This window comes from Dietzia sp. B32, from assembly GCF_024732245.1.
GTDB lineage: Bacteria > Actinomycetota > Actinomycetes > Mycobacteriales > Mycobacteriaceae > Dietzia.
Map to the genome: position 1 here is coordinate 924255 of NZ_CP093845.1, position 24848 is coordinate 949102.

The following is a 24848-nucleotide window of genomic DNA, read 5'->3' on the forward strand; positions in this document are numbered from 1 at the left end:
TCGGCCACGCGACGGGGCAGCAACGTGAATCCGATCACCACCACTCAAGTCAACGTGAAGAGGGACGAGATGCCTGCTGAAAGACTTCGGATCGCTGTAATCGGCGCCGGGTACTGGGGACCGAACTTGGCCCGGAACTTCGCCCAGAGCCCCGACTGGGATCTTGCTGCCGTATGCGACCTCGATGTGGAGCGAGCGCGAGCAGTGGCTGACCGGGTCGGGGCCCCTTTCGCATCGTCGCTGGACGAGGTACTGGATGATCCCACGATCCACGCCATCGCGATCGCGACGCCCGCCCGAGCTCACGGGGAGATCGCCACCGCCGCCCTCGGGAAGGGCAAACACGTCGTGGTCGAGAAGCCGCTGGCCGACTCACGCGGTATCGGCGTGGAGATGTGTGACGCCGCCGAACGCAACGGGTTGGTGCTGATGGCTGATCACACCTACTGCTACACGCCGGCCGTACTGAAGATTCGCGAACTCATCGAGTTGGGTGAAATCGGCGAAATCCTTTATATCGATAGCGTCCGGATCAATCTTGGCCTGATCCAGCCGGACGTGGATGTCCTGTGGGATCTTGCGCCACACGATCTGTCGATCCTCGACTTCATCCTGCCCGACGGGCTCGATATGTCCGAGGTCTGCGCAGTGGGTTCAGACCCCCTGAATACCGGCAAGGCCTGCGTGGGCTACCTGACGTTGCCTCTAGGAAGCGGCGGGATCGCTCACGTCCACGTGAACTGGCTGAGCCCCACCAAGATCCGGAGGATGGTGATCGCTGGCTCCCTGCGAACCATCGTCTGGGATGATCTCAATCCCCAACAGCGCATCAGCATCTACGACCGTGGCATCGACCTCGACACGCAATCGCGCACCGAGGCGAACGTGACGCCGGCGACCGTCTCGTACCGGCTCGGCAGCATGTGGGCGCCCGCGCTGGCCGAGCAAGAAGCTCTAGCCAACATGGCCACGGAGTTCGCGTCCGCTATCCGGGGTAGGCGCGCTGCTCGCACGAGCGGCGGGTCAGGTCTCCGGGTCCTCTCCGTTCTGGAAGCAGCCGCTCAAAGCCTTGCCAGGGGTGGGATGCCGGTGGCCGTCGAGCACGAAGTTCCCGAGTTGGAGACGGTCCTATGACAAAGCTCCAAGGTGCGGAAGTCCTGGTCACGGGTGGCGCGGGGACTATCGGATCAACACTCGTCGATCAGCTTCTCGAAGCCGGGGTCACCCGGGTCGATGTTCTCGACAATCTGGTGCGTGGGCGGCTCGCCAATCTCGAGGCCGCCCTCGAGAGCGGGCGGGTCCACTTCACCGAGGGTGATATCCGCGACGCCGAACTCGTGGACGAGGTGACTGCGGGGAAGGACGTCGTATTCCACCAAGCGGCTATCCGCATCACGCAATGTGCGGAAGAGCCACGCCTGGCCCTGGAGGTCATGGTCGACGGAACGTTCAATGTGGTCGAGGCCGCAGCCAGGCACCACGTCGGCAAAGTAGTGGCCGCATCCAGCGCGTCCGTCTATGGAATGGCGGAAATCTTCCCGACCGATGAGCGACATCATCATGGGAACAACGACACCCTGTACGGTGCGGCGAAGACATTCAACGAGGGTCTGCTCAAGAGCTTTCGAGCGATGAGCGGATTGGACTATGTGGCGCTCCGGTACTTCAACGTCTACGGACCTCGCATGGACGTGCACGGCGTCTACACAGAGGTGCTGGTGCGGTGGATGGAACGGATCGCAGACGGCGAACCGCCGCTGATCTTTGGCGACGGCCACCAGACCATGGACTTCGTCTGCGTCCCGGATATCGCACGAGCCAATATTCTCGCTGCTACGAGTGGAATAGCGGCCGGAACCTACAATGTCGCGAGCGGAACCGAGACGAGTCTCCGCGAACTCGCGAGCATGCTCCTCAGGGTCATGGAATCCGATCTGGACATCGAGTTCGGTCCGGAGCGCGCCGTGAACGGGGTCGCACGACGGCTGGCCGACACCGCCGCCGCCCGGCGTGACCTGGGGTTCGAGGCCGCGATCGGGTTGGAGGACGGCCTACGCCGGCTTGTGGAGTGGTGGACTCCGTTGCGAGACGAAGTCGCCGCGGGCCGGAAGACAGGTGCGCTGTGAGAGAGCGCATCAACGTCATGAAGCCCTGGCTCGGCCGGGAGGAAATCGACGCGGTCGCAGAGGCGATCGATAGCGGCTGGATTGCGCAAGGCCCGCGCGTCATCGCCTTCGAGAACGAGTTCGCGAGCGCGATGCAGGCGGATTTCGCGGTCGCCACCTCAAGTTGCACCACCGCCCTGCATCTGGCGTTGGTGGTTGCAGGGATAGGTCCTGGCGACGACGTCGTGGTTCCGTCGCTCTCATTCATCGCCACAACTAACGCAGTCCGCTATGTCGGCGCGGAACCGGTCTTCGCTGACGTCGAACCGGAAGGCGGCAACGTCACCGCCGCAACCGTCACGAAGGCGCTGACGCCGCGGACTCGCGCGGTGATCGTGGTCGACCAGGGCGGAGTTCCCGTCGATCTCGATGCCATTCGAGCGGTTACTGATCCTCTGGACATCGTGGTGGTGGAGGATGCCGCGTGCGGTGCTGGCTCCACCTACAAGGGCTCGCCTGTGGGTGCCCGCGCGGCTCTGACGACATGGTCGTTCCACCCTCGCAAGTTATTGACCACCGGCGAAGGCGGAATGCTCACCACCAACAACCGGGAGTGGGCGGAACGAGCGCGCCGGTTGCGCGAGCATTCCATGTCGGTGTCGGCAGCCGAGCGTCACAACTCGACATTGCCGGCAGCCGAGTCGTACCCCGAGGTCGGGTTCAACTTTCGTATGACAGACGTGCAGGCGGCCATCGGGCGAGTTCAGCTCGGGAGGTTGCCCGCTATCGTGGCCCGGCGTCGGGAAGTCGCCGCCCGCTACTCCGCGGCGATCTCCGACATCCGCGGGCTGCGCGCCGTCTCCGATCCGGAACACGGGACGACAAACTTCCAGTCTTTCTGGGTGGAGGTCTCCGACCCCTACCCCACCGATCGCGAGGGGCTGCTCGGCGCGTTGGCGGCGGAGGACATCTCGGCGCGCCGCGGAATCATGGCGGCCCATCGCGAAGAGCCGTATCGCGATCTCATCCCGGATGGCGGCCTGCCAGCGACAGAACGACTTCACGACAGAACGCTGATTCTGCCGGTGTATCACCAGATGACCGACACCGAACAGGATCGTGTCATAGACGTCCTCCACTCTCCGGCAGCGACATGACAGGGGGACTGCTACTGGTCGGTGCCAGCGGCCTCGCACGTGAAGTGCTCGCCGCAGGCCTCGGGGTCGTCGGGGTCCTCGATGACGATCCGGGCCTGGCTGGGAGGAGTCTCTCGGGCACTCCCGTCCTGGGGGCGGTGGCGGCCGCGGTCGATCGACCCGAACAGCTGCTGATCACGATAGGTCCGAGTATGGCCAGGCAACGTGTCGTCAACGGGCTTGAACGCATGGGCGTCGGCCCGGACCGGTATGCCACGTTCATCGCCGGGTCGGCAGTGGTGGGATCAACCAGCACGGTCGGCGTCGGTTCGATCCTGCTCGATGGCGTCGTCGTCACTGCAGACGTCGAGATCGGCAGCCATGTGGTGATCATGCCGAACTGCACGATCACGCACGACGATCGTCTGGCTGATTTCGCAACCCTAGCCGCCGGCGCCTCACTCGGTGGTGGCGTTCACATCGGGGAAGCCGCGTACGTCGGGATGAACGCGTGCGTGTATCCCCGATGCTCAATCGGGCAACACTCAACTGTCGGTATGGGGGCAGTGGTGATCGGAGATCTGCCGAGGGACCAGACCTGGGCCGGGGTACCCGCACGTCGCTTGAAAGGCGGAAGGTGATGGGGGACGTTCCTTTTCTGGACCTGACGGCGCAATCGGCTGAGATCGCCGATGAGGTACTGCCGGTGTGGCAGCAGCAGCTCGCCACCGGAGCCTTCATCGGCGGCGAGGAAGTCACAGCGTTCGAATTGGAGTTCGCGGCTTACATAGGGGTCCCGCATGTCGTCGGAGTCTCGAACGGCACCGACGCCCTTGAACTCGCGTTCCGCGCGTCCGGGGTTGTCCGGGGCGACGAGGTCATCATGCCGGCCAACACCTTCATCGCGACGGCGGAGGCGGTGTCTCGGATCGGTGCGGTGCCGGTATTCGTTGATGTGGATAAAGACCATCTCCTCATCGATCCGAAGCACGTCGAAGCTGCGATCACCGAGCGAACCCGCGCGGTCGCTCCGGTCCATTTGTTCGGGCAGACCGCGCCCGTAGAAGCTCTCGTGCCTATCGCTTACAAGTACGGATTGACGATCGTCGAAGATGCAGCTCAGGCTCAGGGCGCATCAGGCCCGGCCGGTCGAGCCGGCGCCATTGCTTCGATCTCTGCTACCAGCTTCTATCCCGGGAAGAATCTCGGTGCGGCAGGCGATGCGGGCGCAGTGATGACCAAGGATCCGGAGGCCGCCGCCCTCGTCCGCAACCTGGGCGCCCATGGCAGTTCAAGGAAGTATTTGCACGACCATGTCGGGATGAACGCGCGACTGGACGCCGTTCAGGCGACTGTGTTGCGAGCCAAACTCCGCCGCCTGGAGAGATGGAACGAGGCGCGCCGCGCCGCCGCCGAGCGTTACCAGATGCTTCTCGCGGATACCGCCGGGGTCTGGCTCCCGCGGACGCGGACGGGCAATATCGACGTCTGGCACCTGTACGTGGTGCAGGTCGAGGGGCGCGAACAAGTCATGGCCGGTCTCGCCACCGCCGGTATCTCCACCGCGATCCACTACCCGACTATCGTGCCCCTCACCGAGGCGTACGCGTCGCTGGGATACCGACCAGGCCAATTCCCGGTAGCAGAGCGCGCGGCCACGCGAATTCTGTCGCTACCGATGTTCCCGCATCTGACAGTCGAACAGCAGGAGCGCACTGCCGAGGCCTTGGCCTCAGCAGTGTGGAGCTATTGGGCCGGAGATGACTAACACCGGTGAGCCCGGAGCACGCCGGGCGCTGATGTGGAGTTTCACCAATACAGCCGTCGGGAAGTTCGGGACGCTCTTCATCTCTATAGTCATCGCCCGACTCCTCGGGCCGGAGGAGTTCGGCACCTACGCGGTGGCCCTTGTTGCGCTCGCCGCGGTGCTGAGCTTCAACGAGTTGGGTGTCAGTCTCGCGATCGTGCGTTGGGAGGGAGATCCGTACCGGATCGCTCCCACAGTCACGACGATATCTGTGGTCGCCAGCGTCGCAGTGTTTGGAGCCGGCTGGTTCGCGACCCCGACGTTCGCCGCAGCAATGGGCGACTCGGATGCGACAGATGTGGTGCGCTTGATGCTCGTGTGCGTGCCCCTGAACGGCGTGGCCGCCACACCGGCGGCCCTTCTCCAGCGCGAATACCAACAGGGGCGACGCACAGCCGCCGATCAAGTCAACATCTGGCTCGGGGCGGTGATCTCCGTGACGTTGGCCGCCGCGGGCTGGGGGGCAATGAGCCTCGCAGTCGGCCGGGTGGTGGCGGCAGTCGTGTTCACCGGCATGCTCATTCGGCTGTCGCCAGCTCGACTGAATTGTGGTTGGAACCGGGAGGTGGTGCGACCGCTGTTGAATTTCGGTCTTCCGCTGGCCGGGTCCAGCCTGGTCGTCTTCGCGGTCGGGTATGCAGATCAACTCGTGGTGGGCAACCGACTCGGCGCTCAAGCGCTGGGCTTCTATCTGCTCGCGTTCAATCTCGCCAGTTGGCCCGTGAACATTTTCTCCCAGCCGATCAGGGCCGTAGCGCCGGCCGCCTTCGCCCGCATCCAGAACGATGCTGCGCGAATGGACCAGAGTTTCAGGGCGGCGTTCCGCCTCGTACTTGTCATCGCTCTGCCCGCCTGTGCGTTCTTGGCCGGCGCAGCGGTGCCCATCGTCACTGTCGTGTACGGGGAGGTCTGGGCTCCGGCGGCGCTGGCGTTGCAGTGGCTCGCGTTACAGGCCGCAGTCCGCATCGTTTTTGAATTGTCCTACGACTTTCTCGCGGTCAAGCGCCGATCTGTCACCTTGATGATCGTTCAGGTGTGTTGGCTCGCCGCGTTGATACCCGCACTCATCATTGGCGCTCGGTATGGCATCGCCGGCGTCGGCATAGCGCAATTTGCGGTCGCGCTTCTGGTCCTGATCGGCGGATACACGTGGGCGCTGAGCCGTACAGGTATCGGATTGGTTGCTCTGATACGCACCGCCCTCGTCCCGTGCACAGGTGGAACGCTCGTGTGGGCGGTGGGATACGCGGCTACACAGGGTCTGGAACATCCGTTCGCCGCGGTGTTGGTCGCAGGCGGAGTGACCCTGGCGGTCACCGCTGCGCTGGCACGGCTGTCGCGCGACAGTCTTCACCTGCTCCGGAAGATCGATGTCCTCGAGGAGGTCGCATCATGAGGGTGATCGTCTACCCGCACGACCTGGGCATCGGCGGGAGTCAGCTCAACGCGATCGAACTCGCCGCAGCTGTTCGCGACCGGGGTCACGACGTACTCGTGTTCGGTCGGTCCGGTCCACTCCGCGCGCGGATCGACGAACTAGGTCTGCCATTCGTCGAGGCACCCCCGCAGGGGAAGCGCCCATCGCTTCCCACCGCGCGAGCCCTGGCCGAGTTGTCGAAGCAACGCAGTATCGACGTGATCCACGGTTACGAGTGGCCGCCGATCCTGGACGGGGTCCTCGCCGCGGCGAGGCGCCGATCACCGACGGTGGTAGGGACGGTGATGTCGATGTCTGTGCCGCCTTTCATACCGCACAGCGTCCCCCTGGCCGTCGGGACAGCCGAGATGCGGGACTACGAAGAGGCTGCGGGTCGCCTCCGCCTTCATCTGCTCGAACCACCGGTGGATCTCGAGTTCAACGACCCGCAGAGCGTTGACGGTGTCGCGGAATTCCGACAGCAGCACGGCATAGACGAGACCAGACTGAACATCGTGAGCGTGGGCCGCCTCTCTCGCGAACTGAAGCTCGAGGGGATCTTGACCGCCATCGACGTCGTGGGCGAATTAGCGGCCACGCACGCGGTGCGGTTGGTCCTGGTGGGAGACGGTCCTGCACGCGACGAAGTCGACTGTGTGGCCGATGCCGTCAATCGGCGATGTGGCTCCGGCACGGTGATCCAGACCGGACAGATGGACGACCCGCGGCCTGCTTACGCGGTAGCAGACATTTCACTGGGCATGGGTGGCTCGGCGCTACGGGCGCTCGCATACGGGAAACCGCTCGTGGTCCAGGGGGAGAAAGGGTTCTGGCAGACCATGACGGCAGCGTCGGTCGAGCAGTTCTTGTGGACCGGCTGGTACGGAATCGGCGAAGGCTCCGCCGTGGGAGCCGCGCGTCTGAGGAGCGAGCTCGAAAGTCTGCTCTCCGATCCGCATCAGCGGACCGAGCTCGGGCTGTTCGGTCAGCAACTCGTAAACACGCGCTTCTCGCTGACCAGAGCTGCGGCAATTCAGGACCAGATCTACCGAGAAGCGATCGCACACCCTTGCCCACGACCGCGACGTGATGAGGCCACCGCGCTCTTCCGTTATTCGTCGTACTACCTGCGAAAGCGGATCCAGCGGCTTCGCGGCACCACCACAGAGGACGACTTCAACTCGCGGCCGGTCACCGCTATCAGGAAGGAGGCCATGTCATGACTGATTCGTCCGAGGTGGTCGTCTGGATTGCCGGTGTCGGGTGGGATGACTTGACCGGTACTGATAAGCGTATCGTCCTTGAACTCGGACGCCGGGCCGAAGTCCTCTGGGTCGACCCTCCGCGGCGAGGTGGTTGGGTGCAATGGCGCGCCGGCAACAGGAGTGGGGAATACGTGGCTCCGGGAGTTCGCCGAGTCAGGATTCCGGGACTGCCGGGATTCTCGCGCTGGCCGATCCGTGTGCTGACGAGGTTCACGACAAGCGTGACTGTCCGACATGCGCTCAGCGGGAGCCTCCGGACTCGCGCCATCGTCGTTGCCAATCCCACGGGCTATTTCCCGCCCGGGGTGACCGGTAAGCGTGTTCTCTACGTGACCGATGACTGGATAGCCGGAGCGAAGCTCATGGGCCTGTCGCCTCGATTCGTCACGCGCACCCTATCTAGGGCGGCTCGGGAGTCAAACCTCATTGCGACAGTCAGCCCGGGGCTTATTGAACGGATGAAATCGCTGGGGTTGACAGGAATCCCCTCTGCGTTCGTACTGCCCAACGGTGCGCCGCCTGTGTACCCCCCCCAGCATTCCCGCCGAGCGCCGGTAGCAGGACTTGTCGGAACACTGAACGAACGATTGGATCTGGCACTTCTGGAAGGAGTGGTAGATGCCGGCATTAGAGTGCACCTGATCGGTCCGCGGACAGACCGCGATCCGGAATTCGGTCAACGGCTGGACCGGCTTATCTCGAGAAGTCTTGTCGAATGGACGGACCGCGTTCCTGCCGATGAACTGTGTCCGAGGATCGGAGCCCTCGCAGTGGGACTCACACCGTACACGGACAGCGCATTTAATCGCGCTAGCTTCCCGCTCAAGACTTTCGACTATCTTGCCGCTGGCGTCCCGGTGATCTCTTCTGATCTTCCGGCATCCAGGTGGATCGGTTCCGAGTGTGTTCAGACGACCGAGAACACCACCGAATTTGTTGCGGCTGTGAAATTACATGTCGAAGTGGTGCGGCGGGGTGGACCCACGGTTGAGCGATCGAACCTCTGCCGCGAGTTGGCCAGCCGGCACTCGTGGGAGCACCGTGCGCAGGAACTGCTTGATTCAATCGACGGCACCGGCTAACCACAGATGAAATTTATCCCGTCAAGTCGATACGGTAGATGTGGTAGGTGGACTCGGAGGGGAATTCGTCGGTCAGCCGGCCGTCGATGATCCCCACGGTGCGGCCCTCATGGACGAGTGTCGCCGTGTCACCAAGACCATCTGGCAGAACGAACGACCTGCGGCCGGTGCCGCCGTCGGTCATGGCGAAGAGGTAAGCCTGCCCCTCGTGCACTTTCAACATCGTCTGAGATTCATCTGCGGCATGCCAACGGAGTGACTGAGTATTCAGGACCGGGGCCAGCTCGAGTATTTGATTGTTCACCTGCGTCATAGCTTCGACCTGGCGAAAACCACAGAAGGCCTCACCTAGTTCCTGCGCCTGCCGCACCGGTTGGGTGCTCTTACACGGACCGCCGAGTGACTGCTGAAACCACACGATGCCCCGCGCCTCGTTAATGAGAGAGGACATCGCTGCGCCCCGAATCTCCTCAGGCTCCATGTACCGAGTGAACGCCCCGTCGTCGTTGGCCCCGCTCATCACCTCGACAAAGTTCCAGATCGGCATGAGATTGTCGTCCCGCGCGTCAAGATTCCGCAGTGCCTTCACGAACTTGCCATAGCTTGATGCAGTGCGGCAGGTCGATTCAGGTATCCGTCCGTCGTAGAGATGGCCCCGGTATGCGTCCCCGGCCTCGCAGAAGGGCACCGTGTAGAAGTACATGTCCAGACTGACGACGTCGGCGAAGGTGTTCACATATCGAAGTCGGTCTGCGTACGACAATTCGGGCCCTACTACCATGTTGGTGAAGTTGGCATACAAGAACTGCCTCCCCGTAGCCATCGAATTCTTGAGCCCCTCAAGGTGCGCGAATCCTTCAGCTGGCGGGGTGAAACGCCCGTCGACCTCATCGTCGAGAAGAATGCCGGGCCAATACCGGGATCTGTCGTCAAAGGACGCATTCACCCGCCCACCTACCCAGTACATCTCGGACTCCTGCAGAGCCGCGAAGTCTGTTTCCTCCCACAGCCCGCCGGTGTAAAAAGTGAGTCCGGCGGCTTTGTCAGACCGGGCGTGATCTGCATTCGAGACCTCGCCGTACCAGAGTCCGATCGGGAAGAACCGAGGATCCGTCCAATTGCTTGCATTGGCGAACCGCGCCCAGTACCCGGGCCCCCCCTCCCACGCAATTCGAGGGAGGGTCTGAATGTCGTCGCCAGGCGAATAACTGCCTGGGGTGGGCGAGCTACACCCGCTCGTTATGAGCGACACGGTCAGGACCGCGGCGACCACAAGTCTCCATCTCGGCGATACCATCCATGTTAGAGTAGTTTCACCGTCGGCGGCGGGGGGGGATTTCCGCCAGAGCCAGCATTTTCAGAGCCGGCAGTGGAGGTCGGCCCACTATCGAGTCGGTTGACACGTCCGCGGATTGGGGACACGACATGGATCTATTTGATGTGGCGCAGGCCTGTCGTCGACGCTGGTACGTCACTGTCCCACTTGCGCTGCTCACGTTGGCCATGGCGGGTCTGGCATATTACGCCGTCCCCGTCGTCTACCGAGCATCCGCTGTCGTCGGCCTCGCCCCCTCGCCTCTCACTGGTGGCGAAGGAAACGGGATCATCAATAACGGCGGAACCATCATGCTGGCGAATCTCACTGCTGCGGGTATCGATTCCGCCAGCGTTGCCCAGGACATCAAGGACTCGTCGGGCGCAACCGATTTCGCTGCAGCTGTGGTCGCGGTCCCCGGTGGCCAGATGCCGATGTTGAATCTCGTTGCTTCTGCTCGCGACCGCGACACGGCCGTTTCTGCAGTGACGATCGCGCAACAACGCGCCCAGGATGAATTGGACCGGATTCAGGCCAACGCCGGCATCTCCGAACGTGCATACGGTGTGATCTATCAGGTCAGCGGGACTCCGAACGTGGAAGAATTACGCCCGGGTCGAAAGAAACTGGTGGCGGGCATAGTAGGGCTGGGCGTGATTGTCAGTGTTCTCGCGGGACTGCTCTGGGATCTGAGAAAGTCGAGAGAGCCCAAAGAGAACGGAGCCGTCAGCAATGAGTCCGCCGCGAGGGGTACCGACGGTGGTGAAGACGGCGATGGCGACCCGATAGCCGATGGCCCGGATGGACAGACGCACGACCACGTCAATGATTCGACGAGGTACCTGCTCGACCACGAGTCAGCGATGTTCCACTCACCGGCCGGGGGGCGAAACACGGGAGAACCCGGCAGGGCTGATCCCGCGGGTCGAGGGCTTGTTGATAGCGGTGAAGCCGGCGATGCCGGGCCATCCGAGCCACGGTCCCCCGCGGAAACCGAGCGCGGCGGTAATGCGACCAGCCGTCACCGGCGATAGCGATGTCGGCCGCGGTGCGCTTGCGTGGTTGGTGGCGCTCGGAACGGCTCCGCACCGACCGCATCCCCCTCCTGGGAGCGCTGTTCTGCCTGGTCGTTCCTCTCATCCCCGCGTCGGCCGTCTTGCCGGGACCGCTCAGGGGGCAAGGCTCGCCGGCGCGGCTACTTGCAATCGCGATGCTGCTGGTGGTGCTCTGGCACTTCGTAGGGCGCCGACGATCCGGGCCACCACAATCGCTGAAACCAGGGGCGGTTCTCCTGGTGTTGTTCCTGGTTCTCCAACTGTTCACGTACTTCATGGGGGCGTTCTCCCCCGGAAACGCCGAGATCGAAGCGAATAAGGACCGTATCGCGGTAGCAACCGTCATGTACGCGTTCGTAGCGCTGTACATCATCACCAGAGTCACGCATTCGCGGCAACAGCGCTATCTGATCGGGGCGCTCCTCACCGGGCTCACGTGGGCGATGTGCGTCGGCGTCCTGCAGGGTGTCGTCGGGCTCGACATCCGCAATTTATTCGTACCACCGGGTCTCATCAGTAGCGTTCCGGATACCGAGATCATCGCCCGCGGTGCGGCGGTTCGTGTAGTGGGAACGTCGTCGCACGCGATTGAGTTCGTCGTGCTGTCCGCAGCGACCATTCCGCTCGCACTGCACATGTCCCGCTTCGCGCGCACCACGCGTCGGCGGCGGTGGGCGATCTTCTCGGTTGCGGTGGCCTGTCTCGCCCTACCTCTGGCGGTGTCCCGGACCGGACTGTTAGCGCTGCTAGCCGCATTCGCTGTGTACTGCGTCGGCCAATCTGTGAGATTTCTGCTCAACGCGGTGGTTATCGGAGGAGTAGTAGCGGCTACCTACCGTCTCGTTTATCCCGGCCCCATTGCATCGTTGATCTCCTCGGTACTCGACGCGGGTCAGGACGATAGTATTACCACTCGCACCGATGACTATTCGTGGGTAGGCAGGATGTTCGCCGAGCGCCCTTGGGTCGGGATGGGCCTCGGAGGCAACCCCTATCCGGAATATCAGATCTTGGACAACCAGTGGCTGCAGGCCGTGGTCCAGGGTGGAGTAGTCGGAGTCGCGGCGTTGACATTGTTCGTCTTCGCCGGGTTCGCAGGTCTCGCAGTTGCCCTTCATCGCAGCACGACTCCCAGGGCGCGGGACGAGGCCTACGCATTGGGCGCTTCATTTGCGGCGGTGACGGTGTCGATGGTGACGTTTGATCTCCTGGTATTCCAACAAGTGAGCGCGCTTCTCTTCATTCTTTACGGGCTCTTGTGGACCCGAGTCGCACCCGTCAGATCCGACCCACCGAGTCCGAGGCACGAGGGAAGTGCTCGGCTTGGTGTGAGCAATCGACCGAAAGCACGTGAATACTGACACCGGCTGGTGGACTACACGAATCATCTGCTCGATTCGTCGCGCTCCCATCGCTCGGCCGTGTCCAGCCCGCTCCTGAGGCGGGCAACACCCGCGATCGACAGATAGACGAGCGCGTCCAGCGCTGAAACGGGCCCACGAATCGTGCGGAGTACCGCCACCGCGGTAGAGGGTGACGACCAGTTCGCCTCTGCTACCTCGCGATTCGTACGGTAGATCCGCTTCAGGGTATGTGTGAGGTGCGGGACGCCGACCGGCGTGGTGACGACCGCCGGGTCGGTCCGAACCACTCGATACTCGGCCGGCGAGAACTGCAGATCGAGCCAGAGATCGTCGGCGGTGAGATCCGGGAACCTCCCGATCCGTTCGAGGCCCCCGCTGTTGAGAGCATAGATGCCAGCGCCCCAGATCGAGGTGTTCAGCATGGGTACTCGACGGCGACAACGGTAGTAGCGTCTGACCAGAAAAGTGGACGTGGAGAAGTCGTACTTTCGATCGGGTCGAGCAGCAAGAACACCGGGTTCGCGAAGCACCCTCACCAAGTCGAAGACCGTCTTCTCGGTCACGGTGATATCCGCATCGAGGAAGATACACGGGGCAACTGATGCTGCTCGGAGCCCCGCATTTAGTGCTTCAGCCTTGTTCCCGTCAGCGAGTTCGAGCGCCCTGACCCCGGGGTACGATTGCGCGATCCGGGCGGTGTCGTCTGTGCAACCATTCGCCACGACGATGACATCGAGGGCACCCCTGGCTGCGGCGTCAGCCAGAGGGGCCATGGTTCGCGAAAGGACTGTCGCCTCGTTGTGTGCGGGAATGACGACCGAAGCGGACCGCGGTTCTAGAACGTGGGCCGGACTCTCCTCTGCCTTCGGGAGCTCGTCCCATCGGGCCGGGTCCAGCAGCGCGGTCCGTGTGTGGCGAGAGCCCGGTCGATTACCCCGCAGCAGTGTGGCGAGAACAAGAATGCTACGTACGACTTCCGCGTACGCGTCACTGTGCCACTTGGCCGCGTAGCGAACCTTGTTCACGGCGAGCAATGTGTCGAGTTCTCGTGATGTGCCGGAACCGGCACCGTGATGAATGACCGTCACATCGGGATCGAACAGGATCTCGTGACCGAGCTCTCGGATTCGTCGGCAGTAATCGGTCTCTTCCGAGTACAGGAAAAAGCGCTCATCCCACGGGCCGACCGCCTCCACGACATCTTGCCGGAGCAACAACGCCGCGCCGGTCACCCACTCGGCCTTGCCCGGGCGCGAATAATCCCGTGGATCGGACACGCGCTCGGTGAATGCCGCTGGCCGTCCGAGAATATGGTCCCCGAGGAGCGAGTCCCCCAACGTGCGGAAGACGGTGGGCTCTCGATGGAGCGACCGGTGCAGAGTGCCGTCCGAATGGACCATCGCGGGTGCCACAGCAGCAGCACCAGCCCGGCGGGCAGATTCCACCCACTTGCTCAGTGCGCCGTCGGGTAGACGGAGGTCGGGATTGATCACCGCCTGAAAATCACAGGAACCGGCGCAACGCGTGGCGGCGTTGACTCCCCCGGCGTAGCCGATATTGCGTTCTTCGACGAGGCCGATGTCGGTTCCCGCGGACCGGACGATGTCCCGGGTTCCGTCGGCGGAGCCGTTGTCGACGACGATCACACGGATTGCGAGGTCGGCCGCTGCCCGCCGTAGATCGCCGAGTAGCAACCCGATGTCATCAGCGCTGTTGTAGGTGACGATGACGACGCAGACGTCGGCGTGTTCGTCATCCGCTCGAAAAGAGCGGTCAACGCCCATCCTGGACCTCCTCCAGACCAGCCGGATCAGAGGCCGGATCCACGCGCCGATAGCTGCGACCGCATCGACAACGGAGGTCAGCCTCGAGTCGCTCGCCGCACCGGCAGACCCAGCCCCTGAGACGGGCAGGGTTCCCGACATAGAACCCGTGCGGCGCGAGATCCGTTGCGACGACACTCCCAGCCCCGGTGAAGCTGTACTCGCCCACGGTGTGACCCGCGACGACGACACTGCCGGCGCCGAGGGTGGCGCCCCGGCGAACGAGCGTTCGGGTCAGTGCGTCACCGCTCTTCTTGATCTCGGCCCGCGGCCTGAGGTCATTGGTGAACACGACGGCCGGTCCCAGGAACACGTCGTCCTCGACGGTCACACCGTCGAAGATCATCACCCGGTTCTTCACCGTCACCCGATCGCCGACCACTGCACCAGTCTCGATGAACGCGTGATCGCACACGTTGCAGTCGGCGCCGACAGCTGCGCCGGGAAGGATGTGTGCGAACGCCCATACGCGGGTGCGTGGACCAACGTCATCGCTCTCGCACAGGGCGTGTGAATGGGTGAAGAAATCAGGTGCATCTGACATCTGCGACCCTCCCTGAGATGGGCGGTTCCCCGCTGCTTCCTGTGTCACTTCAGACTAGGGCACCGAATGAAGAAGAAGTCACGCATCGAGAGTTGCCCCTCGCAGCTTCTTGAATTGCTGCGGGCCCTCGATCAGGTATCGGCGCGCAAGTCGTCGTGGTTCGCGATAAAGCCGGTAGAGCCATTCCGCTCCGGTTTTCTGCATCCACTGCGGTGCTCGCGCCACTCTGCCCGCCAGGAAGTCTCCCGATGCTCCGAAAGCGAGCAGTACCCGAGCTCCGGAAAGTGCGCCATAGGTGTCGATCCACTGCTCCTGGCGCGGCTTTCCCAATGCGACCACCAGAATGTCCACCTGTGCGGCGGCGATGCCCCGGACGATCGCTCGCGCTCTGTCCGGGTCATCGAGCTCCTCTCGGCTCGGAGCCCAGACCGATCCCGCGTCGAGTCGCGGCCAGCGCTGCGCCATCACCTCGGCGAGGTCGTCGTGCATGGATCGCGTCCCACCCAGCCACCCGACCCGGGCGTCGGAGTTCTCCGCCGAGCTGAGGATTGCCGGTAACAAGTCCGCGCCGGTCACTCGGGGCCAGGCCAGCCCCGTGAGGGTTCTCCCCCTCCACGCGATCGGCATCCCGTCCGCCAGCCACAGCCACTCGACCGGGTGGGTGACCGACTGGACTCCCGTACCGTCCGGGAAGTGGTGGAGGTGGTCGAGGTTCACCGAGCCGACGGCGAGCGCCACTGACGGGCGTTGCCTGATCGAGTTGCCGATTCGTGTGACGACGTCGTCCTGCGTGGCACGAGTAACGGTGACTCCGGCGAGGTTCATCCCATTGGCCATACGACTAATCCCGACCTGCGAGTCGGACCCGATTCAAACCTCTCGGGCCTACGCATCTGCGAGTGCTCACCGCATCCGGCACCCACACCTGGTGGTCGTCCATTGCCCGATAATACGCGCTGCAGGTGACCTTGTACGGGCAAAGTGAACAGCGTCCCCGCCGGGCGGCCAGCCCAGGACCAGACCCGACCGGACGCACGTGCCCCTCCGACCGGAGATCCGGCCGAGGGGCACGCGCGTCGTCCCGCCGCGTAGGTGCCCGATCAGCTCCCGGCGAGCGCCGAGCGGATGGCGTCGACGTCCACGGAGTCGAGGTCCGCCGGGTCCCAGGTGGGGTTGCGGTCCTTGTCGATCACGACGGCCCGCACGCCCTCGACGAAGTCCGGGCGGGCGGTGATCCAGGCGCCCAGGGCCAGCTCGTTGTCCAGGCACTCCCGCAGGTCCTCGGCCTTCGCGCCGGCACGCAGCAGTTCGATGGTGGCGACGATCGACGTGGGGCAGTGCGACCGCAGCATCTCGAGAGTGGACGTGGCCCACTCGTCCTGCTCACCGGACTCGAGCGCCGCGATCATCTCCTGCGCGGTGTCGCGGGAGAAGACGTCCTCGATGCGCTCGATACGGGCCTCGACGGCGGACTCCCCCGCCTCGGAGCGCTCGAGACCGAACCTCTTCAGTGCGTCGGCCAAGCCGATGGCGGCGACCGCGTCGACGAAGGCGTTGCGCTCGTCGTCGTCGATCAGGTGGGTGCCCAGGCCGGTGAAGAGGGCGTCGGCGGAGTTCATCCGCACGCCCGTCGTGCCGAGGTAGATCGCCACGGCCAGACCGCGCGCACCGCCGCCGCACAGGCGCGGCAGGAAGTGGCTGGCGCCGACGTCCGGGATGAAGCCGATCGCCGTCTCCGGCATGGCCATCATGACCTTCTTGGTCACCACGCGGTGCGAGCCGTTGATCGAGACTCCCAGGCCTCCGCCCATGGCCACCCCGTGGATCACGGCGACCGTGGGGACGCGATGCGTGTGGTACGCCAGATCCATCGCGTACTCCTCGGAGAAGAACTCGTGGTTCCTCTCGTGCTCACCGGCGGCCGCGGCGTCGCGCAGCGCGCGGATGTCGCCACCCGCACAGAACGCCTTCTCCGAGGTGCTCGTGGTGATGACGGCCTCGACGTCCTCGTCCTTGGCCGCCTCGTCCAGCGCCGTGTGCAGGGCCCGGCACATGGACAGGTCCAGCGAGTTCAGGGCCTTGGGGCGATCCAGGACGATGTGCTGTATCCGGCCATCACGCCGGCTGCTGACGAATTCGCTCATGACCCCATAGTGTCAGGCCGCCCACCGACCGTCGCACGGATACTAGGAATTCCTACTTCGCTGCCCCCGATGCGGGCCCGCCGCCTCAGCCCTCCAGCAACTGCGAGGCCACGTCCGGGACATACCTGAACTCCTCGCGCGGCGGGCGGTCGTAGTTCGAATCCGCGCCCTTCGGCCGCTCGGGGATCTCCAGCTCCGGCGGGTCGAGCTTCTCCCACGGCACGGTCGACAGCAGGTGCGAGATGACGTTGATCCGCGAGCGCTTCTTGTCCTCGGACTCCACCGTGAACCACGGGGCCTCGGGAATGTCGGTGTGGACGAACATCTCGTCCTTGGCCCGGCTGTAGTCCTCCCACCGGGTGATCGACTCCAGATCCATCGGCGAGAGCTTCCAGCGGCGCATCGGATCATCGTGGCGCGACCGGAACCGCCGCTCCTGCTCCTCGTCGGACACGGAGAACCAGTACTTGCGCAGCATGATCCCGTCCTCCACCAGCAGCCGCTCGAAGATCGGAGCCTGGTGCAGAAACCGGCGGTACTCGTCGGGTGTGCAGAAGCCCATCACCCGCTCCACGCCGGCGCGGTTGTACCAGGACCGGTCGAAGATCACGATCTCTCCGGCCGCCGGCAGGTGCTCGATGTAGCGCTGGAAGTACCACTGCGTCTTGTGCACCTCCGTCGGGGCGGGCAATGCCACGATCCGGGCGTGCCTCGGGTTGAGGTACTGCGTGATCCGCTTGATGGCCGAGCCCTTGCCCGCGGCATCGCGCCCCTCGAAGACCACCACCATCCGGTTGCCGGTCTCCCGGAGCCACGCCTGCATCTCGACCAGCTCCGCCTGCAGCCGCTCGAGCTCGGCCTCGTAGGCCTTCTTCGGCAGCTTCTCCAGACCGCTGGGTAGGAGGTCCTTCTTCTTCACACCGCTCTTGGCACTGCTCTTGGACGCGCTCTTGCTGTCGCTCTTGCCGGAGGGCTTCTTGCTGCTCATGGCCCGAGCCTACGGACCCAGCCCGGCCCCCTCGGCCGGGACGACGATGTTGACAGTTTTCAGCCAGACTGTCTAGTTTCACGCCCATGTCGCACATCTCCCGCCGGGGCTTCCTCGGCACCGTCGCCGCGGCCGGGATCGCCGCCCTGGCCACCGACCCCACGGCTGCCGCCCAGCCGACCGACTCCGCCGGCGTCGCGACCGACTCCCCCGCACCCGGACGGATCCCCCACGAGGTGCAGGACCACCGGTGCATCGTGGTCGGGAGCGGATTCGGCGGCGGCATCTCGGCGCTTCGTCTCGCTGAGGCGGGCGTCGCCGTCGTCGTCGTCGAACGAGGCCGCCGCTGGCCCACCGGACCGGACTCCACCACCTTCCCCAGCGCCACCTTCCCCGACGAGCGCGCCCTGTGGTTCCGCTCGCCGGCCGAGGTGTTCGGCCGCCCCGTGGACCTCCCGCGCCACACCGGCCTGCTCGAGGCGTCCGTCGGCGAGAACATGACGTCCGTCTGCGCCACCGGCGTCGGCGGCGGCTCCCTCATCTACCAGGGCATGGCGCTACAACCCACCGAGGAGCTGTTCCACACGTGGTTCCCCGGCGCGATCGACTGGCGCGAGATGGAACGCGAGTACTACCCACGCGTCTCCCGGATGCTGCGCCTCGCCGAGGCCCCCGACGAGCTCGTCGCCGCACCCCAGTACGCCGCCTCTCGGATCTTCGCCCAGCGCGTCCGCGACGCGGGGCTCCCCCTGCGCAAGATCCCCATGCCGATCGACTGGGACTACGCCCTCGCGGAACTGCGCGGCGAGATGCGCCCGTCGTACACCAACGGCGACAGCTCCCTGGGCGTCAACAACGGCGGCAAACACTCCGTCGACCTCACCTACCTCGCCCGCGCCGAGGCCACGGGCCTGGTCGAGGTCCGGCCACTGCACGACGTGCGCGCGATGCGCCGCCTGCCCGACGGCCGCTGGGAGCTGGACGTGGAGGTCCTCGACACCGCCGGACGGCTCGTCCGGACGCTGTCGATGCGGGCCCCGGCACTGATCATGGCCGCCGGTTCGGTGGGCACCTCCACCCTGCTCACCCGCGCCGACGCCACCGACGCCGTCACCGACCTGCCCGACGCCGTCGGCAGCGGCTGGGGCACCAACGCCGACCGCATCTACCTGTGGACCGACCCCACCGCCGGGTTCGGCGCCGTCCAGGGCGGACCGGTGGTCTACGGCAGCCTCAACTGGTCCGACCCCGCCACCGCCCACACCGTCATCCAGGCCTCGCTCCCACCGTTCGGACCGGACCCCCACACCACGGTGATGGTCGGCTACGGCGTCAGCGCCGACCGCGGTCGGGTCGTCTACGACGCGGCGCAGGACCGCGGGATCATCCGATGGCCGGCCGGCGGCGACTCCGGCATCCTCACCCACGTCGACCGCACCGCACGCGCCATCGCCGGCCCGACCGGGCACCTCACGGACACCAACCGCATGCTCAACTCCACCTGGCACCCGCTCGGCGGCGCCGTCATGGGACAGGTCTGCGACCTCGACGGCCGCGTCCTGGGCCAGCGCGGGCTGTACGTCGTCGACGGCGCGCTCATCCCCGGCACGACCGCCGCGTGCAACCCGTCGCTGACCATCGCCGCGATCGCCGAGCGCGCGCTGGACAGGATCGTGCGGCAGGACGTGGGCGTCGTTTTTTAGGGGCGCCGACTTCTAGGGGCACCGTTTTTCGGGCACGGCGTCCGGCGGCGTCCGGGATACTGGCGGGGTGCGCTCCCGCGACTCCATCCTCGACGCCACCCGAGCGGTCATCGGGCGCGCCGGTTTCAGGGGCGTCACGATCGCCGCGGTCGCCAAGCAGGCCGAGGTCAGCCGCCAGACCGTCTACTCCATCTTCGGCAGCCGCGAGGACCTGGTCTCGCAGGCCGTCTCCGAGCGACTCACCATGCTCACCGGCGCGTTCACCGATGTGCTCGACGCCGCGACGACGCCCCTCGAGCTGATCGTGGAGATCGTGGTGGTGGGCCGCCACTGCATCCTCGACGATCCCCTCCTGCGCGCGCTCACGCTCGGCGGCGGCTCGAACCCCATCTTCGACCCCGGCTCCGCCGAACGGGCCCGCCAGTACGCGGTCGCGCTCCTCGTCCCCGCCGCCGAGCGGTTCCCGCAACTGGCCGGCCGCCTGGACCTGGTCGCGGAGGTGGGCGTGCACGTGGGCTGGTCGGTGCTGTGCCTGGACTCGCCCGAGGCCCGCTCCGACGACGACCTCCGCACCTTCCTCACCACCTGGCTGGCGCCGCTGCTGGAGACGTTCGGGACGTGAGCGACGTACTGGTCCTGTGGGACCTCGACCTCACCCTCCTCGACCCCGCCGGCTTCGGGACCCGCATGATCACCCCGGCGCTCGCCGACCTCCTCGGCCGCGACCCCGTCATGGGCGCGTCCTTCGCCGGACGGACCGACCGCGCGATCCTCACCGATCTGCTGGAGATCAACGGGATAGGTGTCGACGACGACGAGGTGGTCGCGGCACTGATGGATGCAGTATCCCGGCGCTGCGAAACGTTCGGGGAGGATCTCCTGGCCGGAGGTGGCGGTCCCCTGCCCGGCGCCCACGAGGCTGTCGCCGCCCTGGCCGCGGACCCGCGACTGCACCAGGGGATCGTCACGGGCAACATGCGGCGGACCGCGCTTCTCAAGCTGCGTCTCTGTGGCTTCGACGGGCTACCCGACCCCGGACTCGGCGCGTTCGGTGATCACCACGCGGACCGCGCCCACCTCGTCCGCGACGCCATCGCCGCGGCCCGGGCCCGCGGTGTGGACGTGTCCCCCGGGCGGTCGGTGGTCGTGGGCGATCACGTGCACGATGTCCGCGGGGCGCGCGCCGCGGGTGCCGTCTGCGTGGCTGTCGCCACCGGCAGGGTCTCCGCCGACGACCTCCGCGCCGCCGGCGCCCACACCGTCCTGCCGGATCTCACGGACCCCGACGCACTACTGGCTGCCGTCCACGCCTCCGTCTGACCTGCGGCGTCGCCTGAACCGTGGTGCCGTCTGAGCCGCGGTGCCGTCTGACCTGCGGCGCCCTGGACGGGGCATCCAGGGCACCGCAGGTCACGAGGCTGCAGACGCCGCCCGGGCCCACGGGCTGCCGGTATCCATCGAGCGCCCGGGCGCGGTGGCACGCCGTACCGCCATGCCTCACCTACGCCGCCGCGCTGCCTGCTGCCGTCAACGCCTTCGCCTGAACCGCAGTGCCGTCTGAACCGCAGTGCCATCTGAACCGCAGTGCCGTCTGACCTGCGGTGCCCTGAACGGGGCATCCAGGGCACCGCAGGTCGCGACCGCGCCAGCTTTTTCTCCCGACCATGTCGTACCTCGAACATACAGTCGAACCATGAACACAACAGACGCCGCCCACTCGCAGTTCGTGGTCCCTCCGGGATTCACGACGGTCCCGACCCCCGCCACCGACGTCGTCGTGCCCGAGGCCTTCAGCCGATGGGACCCCGGACAGCGACGCGGCTATCTCGCGCAACGGGCGATCAACGCTGCCGAAGGCCGCACCGTGGCCTATGCGTACGACTGCGTATCCAGGTCCACCCGGAGCGACCAGCGACGCGATCCTCTGGACACGGCGGCGACCATGGTGAGCGCCTCGATGGCTTTGTCCCGCCGCGGGGCATTTCGGCTGGTGGCCACCGCCATAGAACTGACCGAGCGGCTGCCTCTCACCGCGACACTGCTGACGACCGGGTGGATCGGAGTCGACGCGGCCCACGCCATCGCCGAGGAGACCGCCCTGGTGGAGGACCGTCTCATGCCGGAACTCGACCGCCGCATCAGCGAGGGACTCGCACCGACGAGGCGCCGAACCCACCCGCCCAGGATCGGGCCGCTGCGCAAGATGCTCAGCAAGCACGTCGCGAGCTGCGACCCCGTGGGAGCGGACGCCCGCGCACAACAGGCTCGGCGAGAGCAGAACGTGAAGATGACGCCGGTCACGGGCGATCTCGCGCTGCTCACCGCGACCCTCTCAGCCGTCGACGGCCTGGAGATCACTGAACGGATCGAAGCCCTGGTCCGCACCGCCGCAACAGACGACCCCCGGTCGATCGGGCAACTCAGGGCCGCCGGCCTCCTCGCCCTGAGCCGCGGCTGGACCTGTCTGCCCGCACCCGACGGAGACCACCCCACGGACCCGGACGCGATGGCCGCGGCCCGCCGGGTCGTGATCCACGCCTACGACGACGGGGACGCGGACTTCCGGGGACTGTTCGTGGCAGGTTATGGCCCCGTCAGTCGCTTCACGTCCGACGAACTGCAGCGATTCGCCAGACGCAGGCTCGACGCGATCGACACGCTCGCGGACCCGGACAGTGAGGCGTCCCGCCGGTACAGCCCCTCGGAGGCACTGGCGCGCTTCTGTCGAGGCCGCGACGGCACCTGCGTCTTCCCGGGCTGCCAGACCCCGGCGGACAAGACGGACCTCGACCACATCATCCCCTTCGACCACGAGGATCCCCAGCGCGGCGGATACACCACCAGCGACGACCTCGGCAGCATCTGCCGCACCCACCATCGCCTCAAGACCGATGGCATCTGGGCCTACTACCGGAGCCCTGACGGGGACTACGTGTGGATCCATGGTCCGAACCATCCCGACAAGGACCCCGGGACACGCGTCATCACCACCCCCACCGGCCCATTGGCGGAGTTCGGCGCACCGCGACACCCCGAACGCTCCCGGCTACAGAAGGAGGCCGCCGAAGCCGGCAGAACCGGTGACAGCATCCCCGGATCGCAGCGCCAACCGCACACCCGGCACCGTCGCGCCTCCGAACGGAGGTACCTGCGCGCTCAGGCGGAACAGCGACTACACGCTGCCGAGAGCGAACCAGGGTCGCAGTCGGCTGCCTAGGTCGGCCGACCGTGCGACTCAGCCCTCGATCTGCTCGCCCAGCTCCATCCAGCGCTCCTCGAGCGTGTCCTTCTCCGCAGAGACGTCCTTGAGCTCGCGGTCCAGGGCGGCCAGCTTCTCGGTGTCCATCGCCCCTGCCGAGACATCGGCCATGGCCTTGTGGAGTTCGGCCTCGCGCTTGTCGAGCTTGCCCATCTGCCGCTCGATCTTCGACATCTCCTTGGTGAGCGCCCGCTCCTCGGCTGCGGAAAGGGCGGGAGCCGTGGCAGACCCGTCCGCGCCGCCAGCCTCAGAACCGCCAGCCACAGAACCGCCAGCCGAAGCAGACGCGGCGCCCGGCGCGGAGCGCGACACCTTGCCCGAGTCGCCCGCCGCCCCGGCGACGCGACGGCGCTCGAGGTACTCGTCGATGCCGCGCGGGAGGTTGGTGAGCTGGCCGTCGCCGAACAGCGCCCACACCGAGTCACAGATGCGCTCGACGAGGTAGCGGTCGTGCGAGATGACGACCATCGTGCCGGGCCAGCCGTCGAGCAGGTCCTCGAGTTGGCGCAGCGTGTCGATGTCGAGGTCGTTGGTGGGCTCGTCGAGCAGCAGGACGTTGGGCTCGGCCATGAGGACGCGCGTGAGCTGCAGCCGCCGCCGCTCGCCACCGGACAGGTCGCCGACGGGCGTGCGCTGCCGGGCCGGCGAAAAGCCGAGCCGCTCGGCCAGCTGGGAGGCGGTGAGCTCGTCCTTTCCGAACGCCACCCGGGCGGCGACGTCCTCGATCGCCTCGAGCACCCGCTGGTCCAGCGGAAGGTCGTCGAGTTCCTGGCGCAGCCACCCGATCCGGATGGTCTTGCCCTCCTTGCGTCTGCCCGCGGCGAGCGGGGCCTCACCGGCGAGGGCGCGCAGGAGCGTGGTCTTGCCGGAGCCGTTGACGCCGACCAGACCGACGCGCTCGCCGGGCGCCAGTCGCCAGGTGAGGTCCTCGACGAGGGTGCGGCCGTCGGGGGCGTCGAGGCGCACGTCCTCCAGCTCGATGACAACCTTGCCCAGGCGCCGAGCGGCGAAGCTCGACAGCTGTAGCGAGTCGCGGGGCGGCGGCACGTCCTTGATGAGCGCCTCGGCGGCCTCGATGCGGTACCGCGGCTTGGAGGTGCGCGCCGGGGCGCCGCGGCGGAGCCAGGCGAGCTCCTTGCGCATGAGGTTCTGTCGGCGCGACTCGGTGGCCGCGGCCTGGCGGTCGCGCTCGGCGCGGGCGAACACCCAGTCGTTGTAACCGCCCTCGTACTGCTCGACGTGGCCGTCGACGACCTCCCAGGTGTGGGTGGCGATGGTGTCGAGGAACCACCGGTCGTGTGTGACGACGACGAGGGCGCTCGGTCGCGCGACGAGGTGGTCCGCCAACCACTGGACACCCTCGACGTCGAGATGGTTGGTCGGCTCGTCCAGTACTAGCAGGTCCAGGTCCTGCACGAGGGCCGCGGCGAGCGACACCCGCCGCCGCTCGCCCCCGGACAGGTCCTCGACGGGCGTGTCCAGTCCCAGGTCGTGGATGCCGATGCCGTCGAGCACCGCGCGGACACGGGCGTCGCCGGCCCACTCGTGGACGGCCAGGCCGAGCCTGCCGACCACGGCCTGGCCCACGGTGTCGGCGGCGAGCTCGGTCCGCTGCGTGACCACGGCGATCCGCAGGCCGCTGACCTGCGAAACACGCCCCGAATCCGGTTCGGCCACGCCCGTGAGGATCTCCAACAGGGTGGTCTTGCCGCCCCCGTTGAGGCCGACGACGCCGATGCGGTCGCCGGCGTTGACGCCCAGTGAGACGTTGTCGAGCACCTGCCGGATCCCGAAGGAGACCGAGCACTGCTCGAGGTTGATGAGGTTGGTGGGGGCCATCT

Annotated in this window: 21 protein-coding genes; 14 read left to right on the forward strand and 7 right to left on the reverse strand. The window is 66.1% G+C overall.

The window, feature by feature from the left end:
• Positions 1 to 24: 24 nt before the first annotated feature.
• From L8M95_RS04385 to L8M95_RS04420, 8 genes are read left to right on the forward strand one after another with little or no spacing between them, the layout of a single operon-like run.
• Positions 25 to 1134 (forward strand): Gfo/Idh/MocA family protein, encoded by a 1110-nt coding sequence (locus tag L8M95_RS04385; RefSeq protein ID WP_260488257.1) that lies wholly within the window; start codon positions 25 to 27, stop codon positions 1132 to 1134.
• Positions 1131 to 2126 (forward strand): SDR family NAD(P)-dependent oxidoreductase, encoded by a 996-nt coding sequence (locus tag L8M95_RS04390; RefSeq protein ID WP_260488259.1) that lies wholly within the window; start codon positions 1131 to 1133, stop codon positions 2124 to 2126. Before L8M95_RS04385 ends, L8M95_RS04390 begins: the two co-directional genes overlap by 4 nt.
• Positions 2123 to 3262, forward strand: coding sequence for a DegT/DnrJ/EryC1/StrS aminotransferase family protein (locus L8M95_RS04395; RefSeq protein WP_260488261.1), 1140 nt, complete (start codon positions 2123 to 2125; stop codon positions 3260 to 3262). Before L8M95_RS04390 ends, L8M95_RS04395 begins: the two co-directional genes overlap by 4 nt.
• A complete protein-coding gene (locus tag L8M95_RS04400) occupies positions 3259 to 3882 on the forward strand; it encodes a NeuD/PglB/VioB family sugar acetyltransferase (protein WP_260488263.1) in 624 nt (207 codons plus the stop codon). The genes L8M95_RS04395 and L8M95_RS04400 overlap by 4 nt, the downstream gene beginning before the upstream one ends.
• Complete coding sequence (locus L8M95_RS04405; protein WP_260488265.1) at positions 3882 to 5009, forward strand: DegT/DnrJ/EryC1/StrS aminotransferase family protein; 1128 nt, start codon at positions 3882 to 3884, stop codon at positions 5007 to 5009. The genes L8M95_RS04400 and L8M95_RS04405 overlap by 1 nt, the downstream gene beginning before the upstream one ends.
• Positions 5002 to 6444 carry an oligosaccharide flippase family protein gene (locus L8M95_RS04410; RefSeq protein WP_260488267.1) on the forward strand — a complete coding sequence of 481 codons (1443 nt, stop codon included), beginning with the start codon at positions 5002 to 5004 and terminating at the stop codon, positions 6442 to 6444. The genes L8M95_RS04405 and L8M95_RS04410 overlap by 8 nt, the downstream gene beginning before the upstream one ends.
• Positions 6441 to 7688: a glycosyltransferase gene (locus tag L8M95_RS04415; protein WP_260488269.1), complete on the forward strand. Its 1248-nt coding sequence runs from the start codon at positions 6441 to 6443 to the stop codon at positions 7686 to 7688. The genes L8M95_RS04410 and L8M95_RS04415 overlap by 4 nt, the downstream gene beginning before the upstream one ends.
• Positions 7685 to 8812: a glycosyltransferase gene (locus L8M95_RS04420; RefSeq protein ID WP_260488270.1), complete on the forward strand. Its 1128-nt coding sequence runs from the start codon at positions 7685 to 7687 to the stop codon at positions 8810 to 8812. The genes L8M95_RS04415 and L8M95_RS04420 overlap by 4 nt, the downstream gene beginning before the upstream one ends.
• Positions 8813 to 8825: 13 nt before the next feature.
• Here L8M95_RS04420 and L8M95_RS04425 read toward each other — a convergent pair whose 3' ends face one another.
• Positions 8826 to 10085 (reverse strand): hypothetical protein, encoded by a 1260-nt coding sequence (locus L8M95_RS04425; RefSeq protein ID WP_260488272.1) that lies wholly within the window; start codon positions 10083 to 10085, stop codon positions 8826 to 8828.
• A 152-nt stretch (positions 10086 to 10237) separates the two neighbouring features.
• Here L8M95_RS04425 and L8M95_RS04430 point away from each other — a divergent pair, with 152 nt between their 5' ends.
• Together L8M95_RS04430 and L8M95_RS04435 are read left to right on the forward strand one after the other, a co-directional pair.
• The gene (locus tag L8M95_RS04430; protein ID WP_260488274.1) at positions 10238 to 11161 is read left to right on the forward strand and encodes a hypothetical protein; all 924 of its coding nucleotides are present in this window, start codon (positions 10238 to 10240) and stop codon (positions 11159 to 11161) included.
• Between the two features lie 2 nt (positions 11162 to 11163).
• Complete coding sequence (locus tag L8M95_RS04435; protein ID WP_260488276.1) at positions 11164 to 12543, forward strand: O-antigen ligase family protein; 1380 nt, start codon at positions 11164 to 11166, stop codon at positions 12541 to 12543.
• Positions 12544 to 12566: 23 nt separating this feature from the next.
• On the opposite strand, the gene L8M95_RS04440 is transcribed toward L8M95_RS04435, so the two are convergent.
• The 5 genes from L8M95_RS04440 to ppk2 all read right to left on the reverse strand — a co-directional run bounded on the left by L8M95_RS04440 (position 12567) and on the right by ppk2 (position 18045).
• The gene (locus L8M95_RS04440) at positions 12567 to 14330 is read right to left on the reverse strand and encodes a glycosyltransferase family 2 protein (protein ID WP_260488278.1); all 1764 of its coding nucleotides are present in this window, start codon (positions 14328 to 14330) and stop codon (positions 12567 to 12569) included.
• Entirely contained in the window at positions 14320 to 14961 is a 642-nt protein-coding gene (locus L8M95_RS04445) for an acyltransferase (RefSeq protein ID WP_260488280.1), read from the reverse strand. Before L8M95_RS04445 ends, L8M95_RS04440 begins: the two co-directional genes overlap by 11 nt.
• 30 nt (positions 14962 to 14991) lie before the next feature.
• Positions 14992 to 15750: a WecB/TagA/CpsF family glycosyltransferase gene (locus tag L8M95_RS04450; protein ID WP_260488283.1), complete on the reverse strand. Its 759-nt coding sequence runs from the start codon at positions 15748 to 15750 to the stop codon at positions 14992 to 14994.
• A gap of 263 nt (positions 15751 to 16013) precedes the next feature.
• Positions 16014 to 17057, reverse strand: coding sequence for an enoyl-CoA hydratase/isomerase family protein (locus L8M95_RS04455; protein WP_260488285.1), 1044 nt, complete (start codon positions 17055 to 17057; stop codon positions 16014 to 16016).
• Positions 17058 to 17142: 85 nt separating this feature from the next.
• Positions 17143 to 18045 carry a polyphosphate kinase 2 gene (gene ppk2, locus L8M95_RS04460; RefSeq protein WP_260488287.1) on the reverse strand — a complete coding sequence of 301 codons (903 nt, stop codon included), beginning with the start codon at positions 18043 to 18045 and terminating at the stop codon, positions 17143 to 17145.
• 86 nt (positions 18046 to 18131) lie between these two features.
• Between ppk2 and L8M95_RS04465 the strand changes: the two genes are divergently transcribed.
• From L8M95_RS04465 to L8M95_RS04480, 4 genes are all read left to right on the forward strand, one after another.
• Positions 18132 to 19748, forward strand: coding sequence for a GMC oxidoreductase (locus tag L8M95_RS04465; protein ID WP_260488289.1), 1617 nt, complete (start codon positions 18132 to 18134; stop codon positions 19746 to 19748).
• 67 nt (positions 19749 to 19815) lie between these two features.
• Positions 19816 to 20370, forward strand: a complete 555-nt coding sequence (locus L8M95_RS04470) for a TetR/AcrR family transcriptional regulator (protein WP_260488291.1) — start codon at positions 19816 to 19818, stop codon at positions 20368 to 20370.
• On the forward strand, positions 20367 to 21068 hold the full coding sequence (locus L8M95_RS04475) for an HAD hydrolase-like protein (protein WP_260488293.1): 702 nt from the start codon (positions 20367 to 20369) through the stop codon (positions 21066 to 21068). The genes L8M95_RS04470 and L8M95_RS04475 overlap by 4 nt, the downstream gene beginning before the upstream one ends.
• A 373-nt stretch (positions 21069 to 21441) precedes the next feature.
• Positions 21442 to 22965, forward strand: coding sequence for an HNH endonuclease signature motif containing protein (locus L8M95_RS04480; protein ID WP_260488295.1), 1524 nt, complete (start codon positions 21442 to 21444; stop codon positions 22963 to 22965).
• 18 nt (positions 22966 to 22983) lie between these two features.
• Here the strand turns inward: L8M95_RS04480 and L8M95_RS04485 are convergent, their stop codons facing one another.
• On the reverse strand, positions 22984 to 24846 hold the full coding sequence (locus L8M95_RS04485; protein WP_260488298.1) for an ABC-F family ATP-binding cassette domain-containing protein: 1863 nt from the start codon (positions 24844 to 24846) through the stop codon (positions 22984 to 22986).
• Between the last annotated feature and the right edge of the window lie 2 nt (positions 24847 to 24848).

What these genes read in the sequence shown, in the direction of transcription:
- L8M95_RS04390 (WP_260488259.1), top strand. Translation starts at nt 1,131, where the DNA reads ATGACAAAGCTCCAAGGTGCGGAAGTCCTGGTCACGGGTGGCGCGGGG.
- L8M95_RS04400 (WP_260488263.1), top strand. Translation starts at nt 3,259, where the DNA reads ATGACAGGGGGACTGCTACTGGTCGGTGCCAGCGGCCTCGCACGTGAA.
- L8M95_RS04405 (WP_260488265.1), top strand. Translation starts at nt 3,882, where the DNA reads ATGGGGGACGTTCCTTTTCTGGACCTGACGGCGCAATCGGCTGAGATC.
- L8M95_RS04410 (WP_260488267.1), top strand. Translation starts at nt 5,002, where the DNA reads ATGACTAACACCGGTGAGCCCGGAGCACGCCGGGCGCTGATGTGGAGT.
- L8M95_RS04415 (WP_260488269.1), top strand. Translation starts at nt 6,441, where the DNA reads ATGAGGGTGATCGTCTACCCGCACGACCTGGGCATCGGCGGGAGTCAG.
- L8M95_RS04420 (WP_260488270.1), top strand. Translation starts at nt 7,685, where the DNA reads ATGACTGATTCGTCCGAGGTGGTCGTCTGGATTGCCGGTGTCGGGTGG.
- L8M95_RS04430 (WP_260488274.1), top strand. Translation starts at nt 10,238, where the DNA reads ATGGATCTATTTGATGTGGCGCAGGCCTGTCGTCGACGCTGGTACGTC.
- L8M95_RS04435 (WP_260488276.1), top strand. Translation starts at nt 11,164, where the DNA reads ATGTCGGCCGCGGTGCGCTTGCGTGGTTGGTGGCGCTCGGAACGGCTC.
- L8M95_RS04440 (WP_260488278.1), bottom strand. Translation starts at nt 14,330, where the DNA reads ATGGGCGTTGACCGCTCTTTTCGAGCGGATGACGAACACGCCGACGTC.
- L8M95_RS04450 (WP_260488283.1), bottom strand. Translation starts at nt 15,750, where the DNA reads ATGGCCAATGGGATGAACCTCGCCGGAGTCACCGTTACTCGTGCCACG.
- L8M95_RS04455 (WP_260488285.1), bottom strand. Translation starts at nt 17,057, where the DNA reads ATGAGCGAATTCGTCAGCAGCCGGCGTGATGGCCGGATACAGCACATC.
- ppk2 (WP_260488287.1), bottom strand. Translation starts at nt 18,045, where the DNA reads ATGAGCAGCAAGAAGCCCTCCGGCAAGAGCGACAGCAAGAGCGCGTCC.
- L8M95_RS04465 (WP_260488289.1), top strand. Translation starts at nt 18,132, where the DNA reads ATGTCGCACATCTCCCGCCGGGGCTTCCTCGGCACCGTCGCCGCGGCC.
- L8M95_RS04480 (WP_260488295.1), top strand. Translation starts at nt 21,442, where the DNA reads ATGAACACAACAGACGCCGCCCACTCGCAGTTCGTGGTCCCTCCGGGA.
- L8M95_RS04485 (WP_260488298.1), bottom strand. Translation starts at nt 24,846, where the DNA reads ATGGCCCCCACCAACCTCATCAACCTCGAGCAGTGCTCGGTCTCCTTC.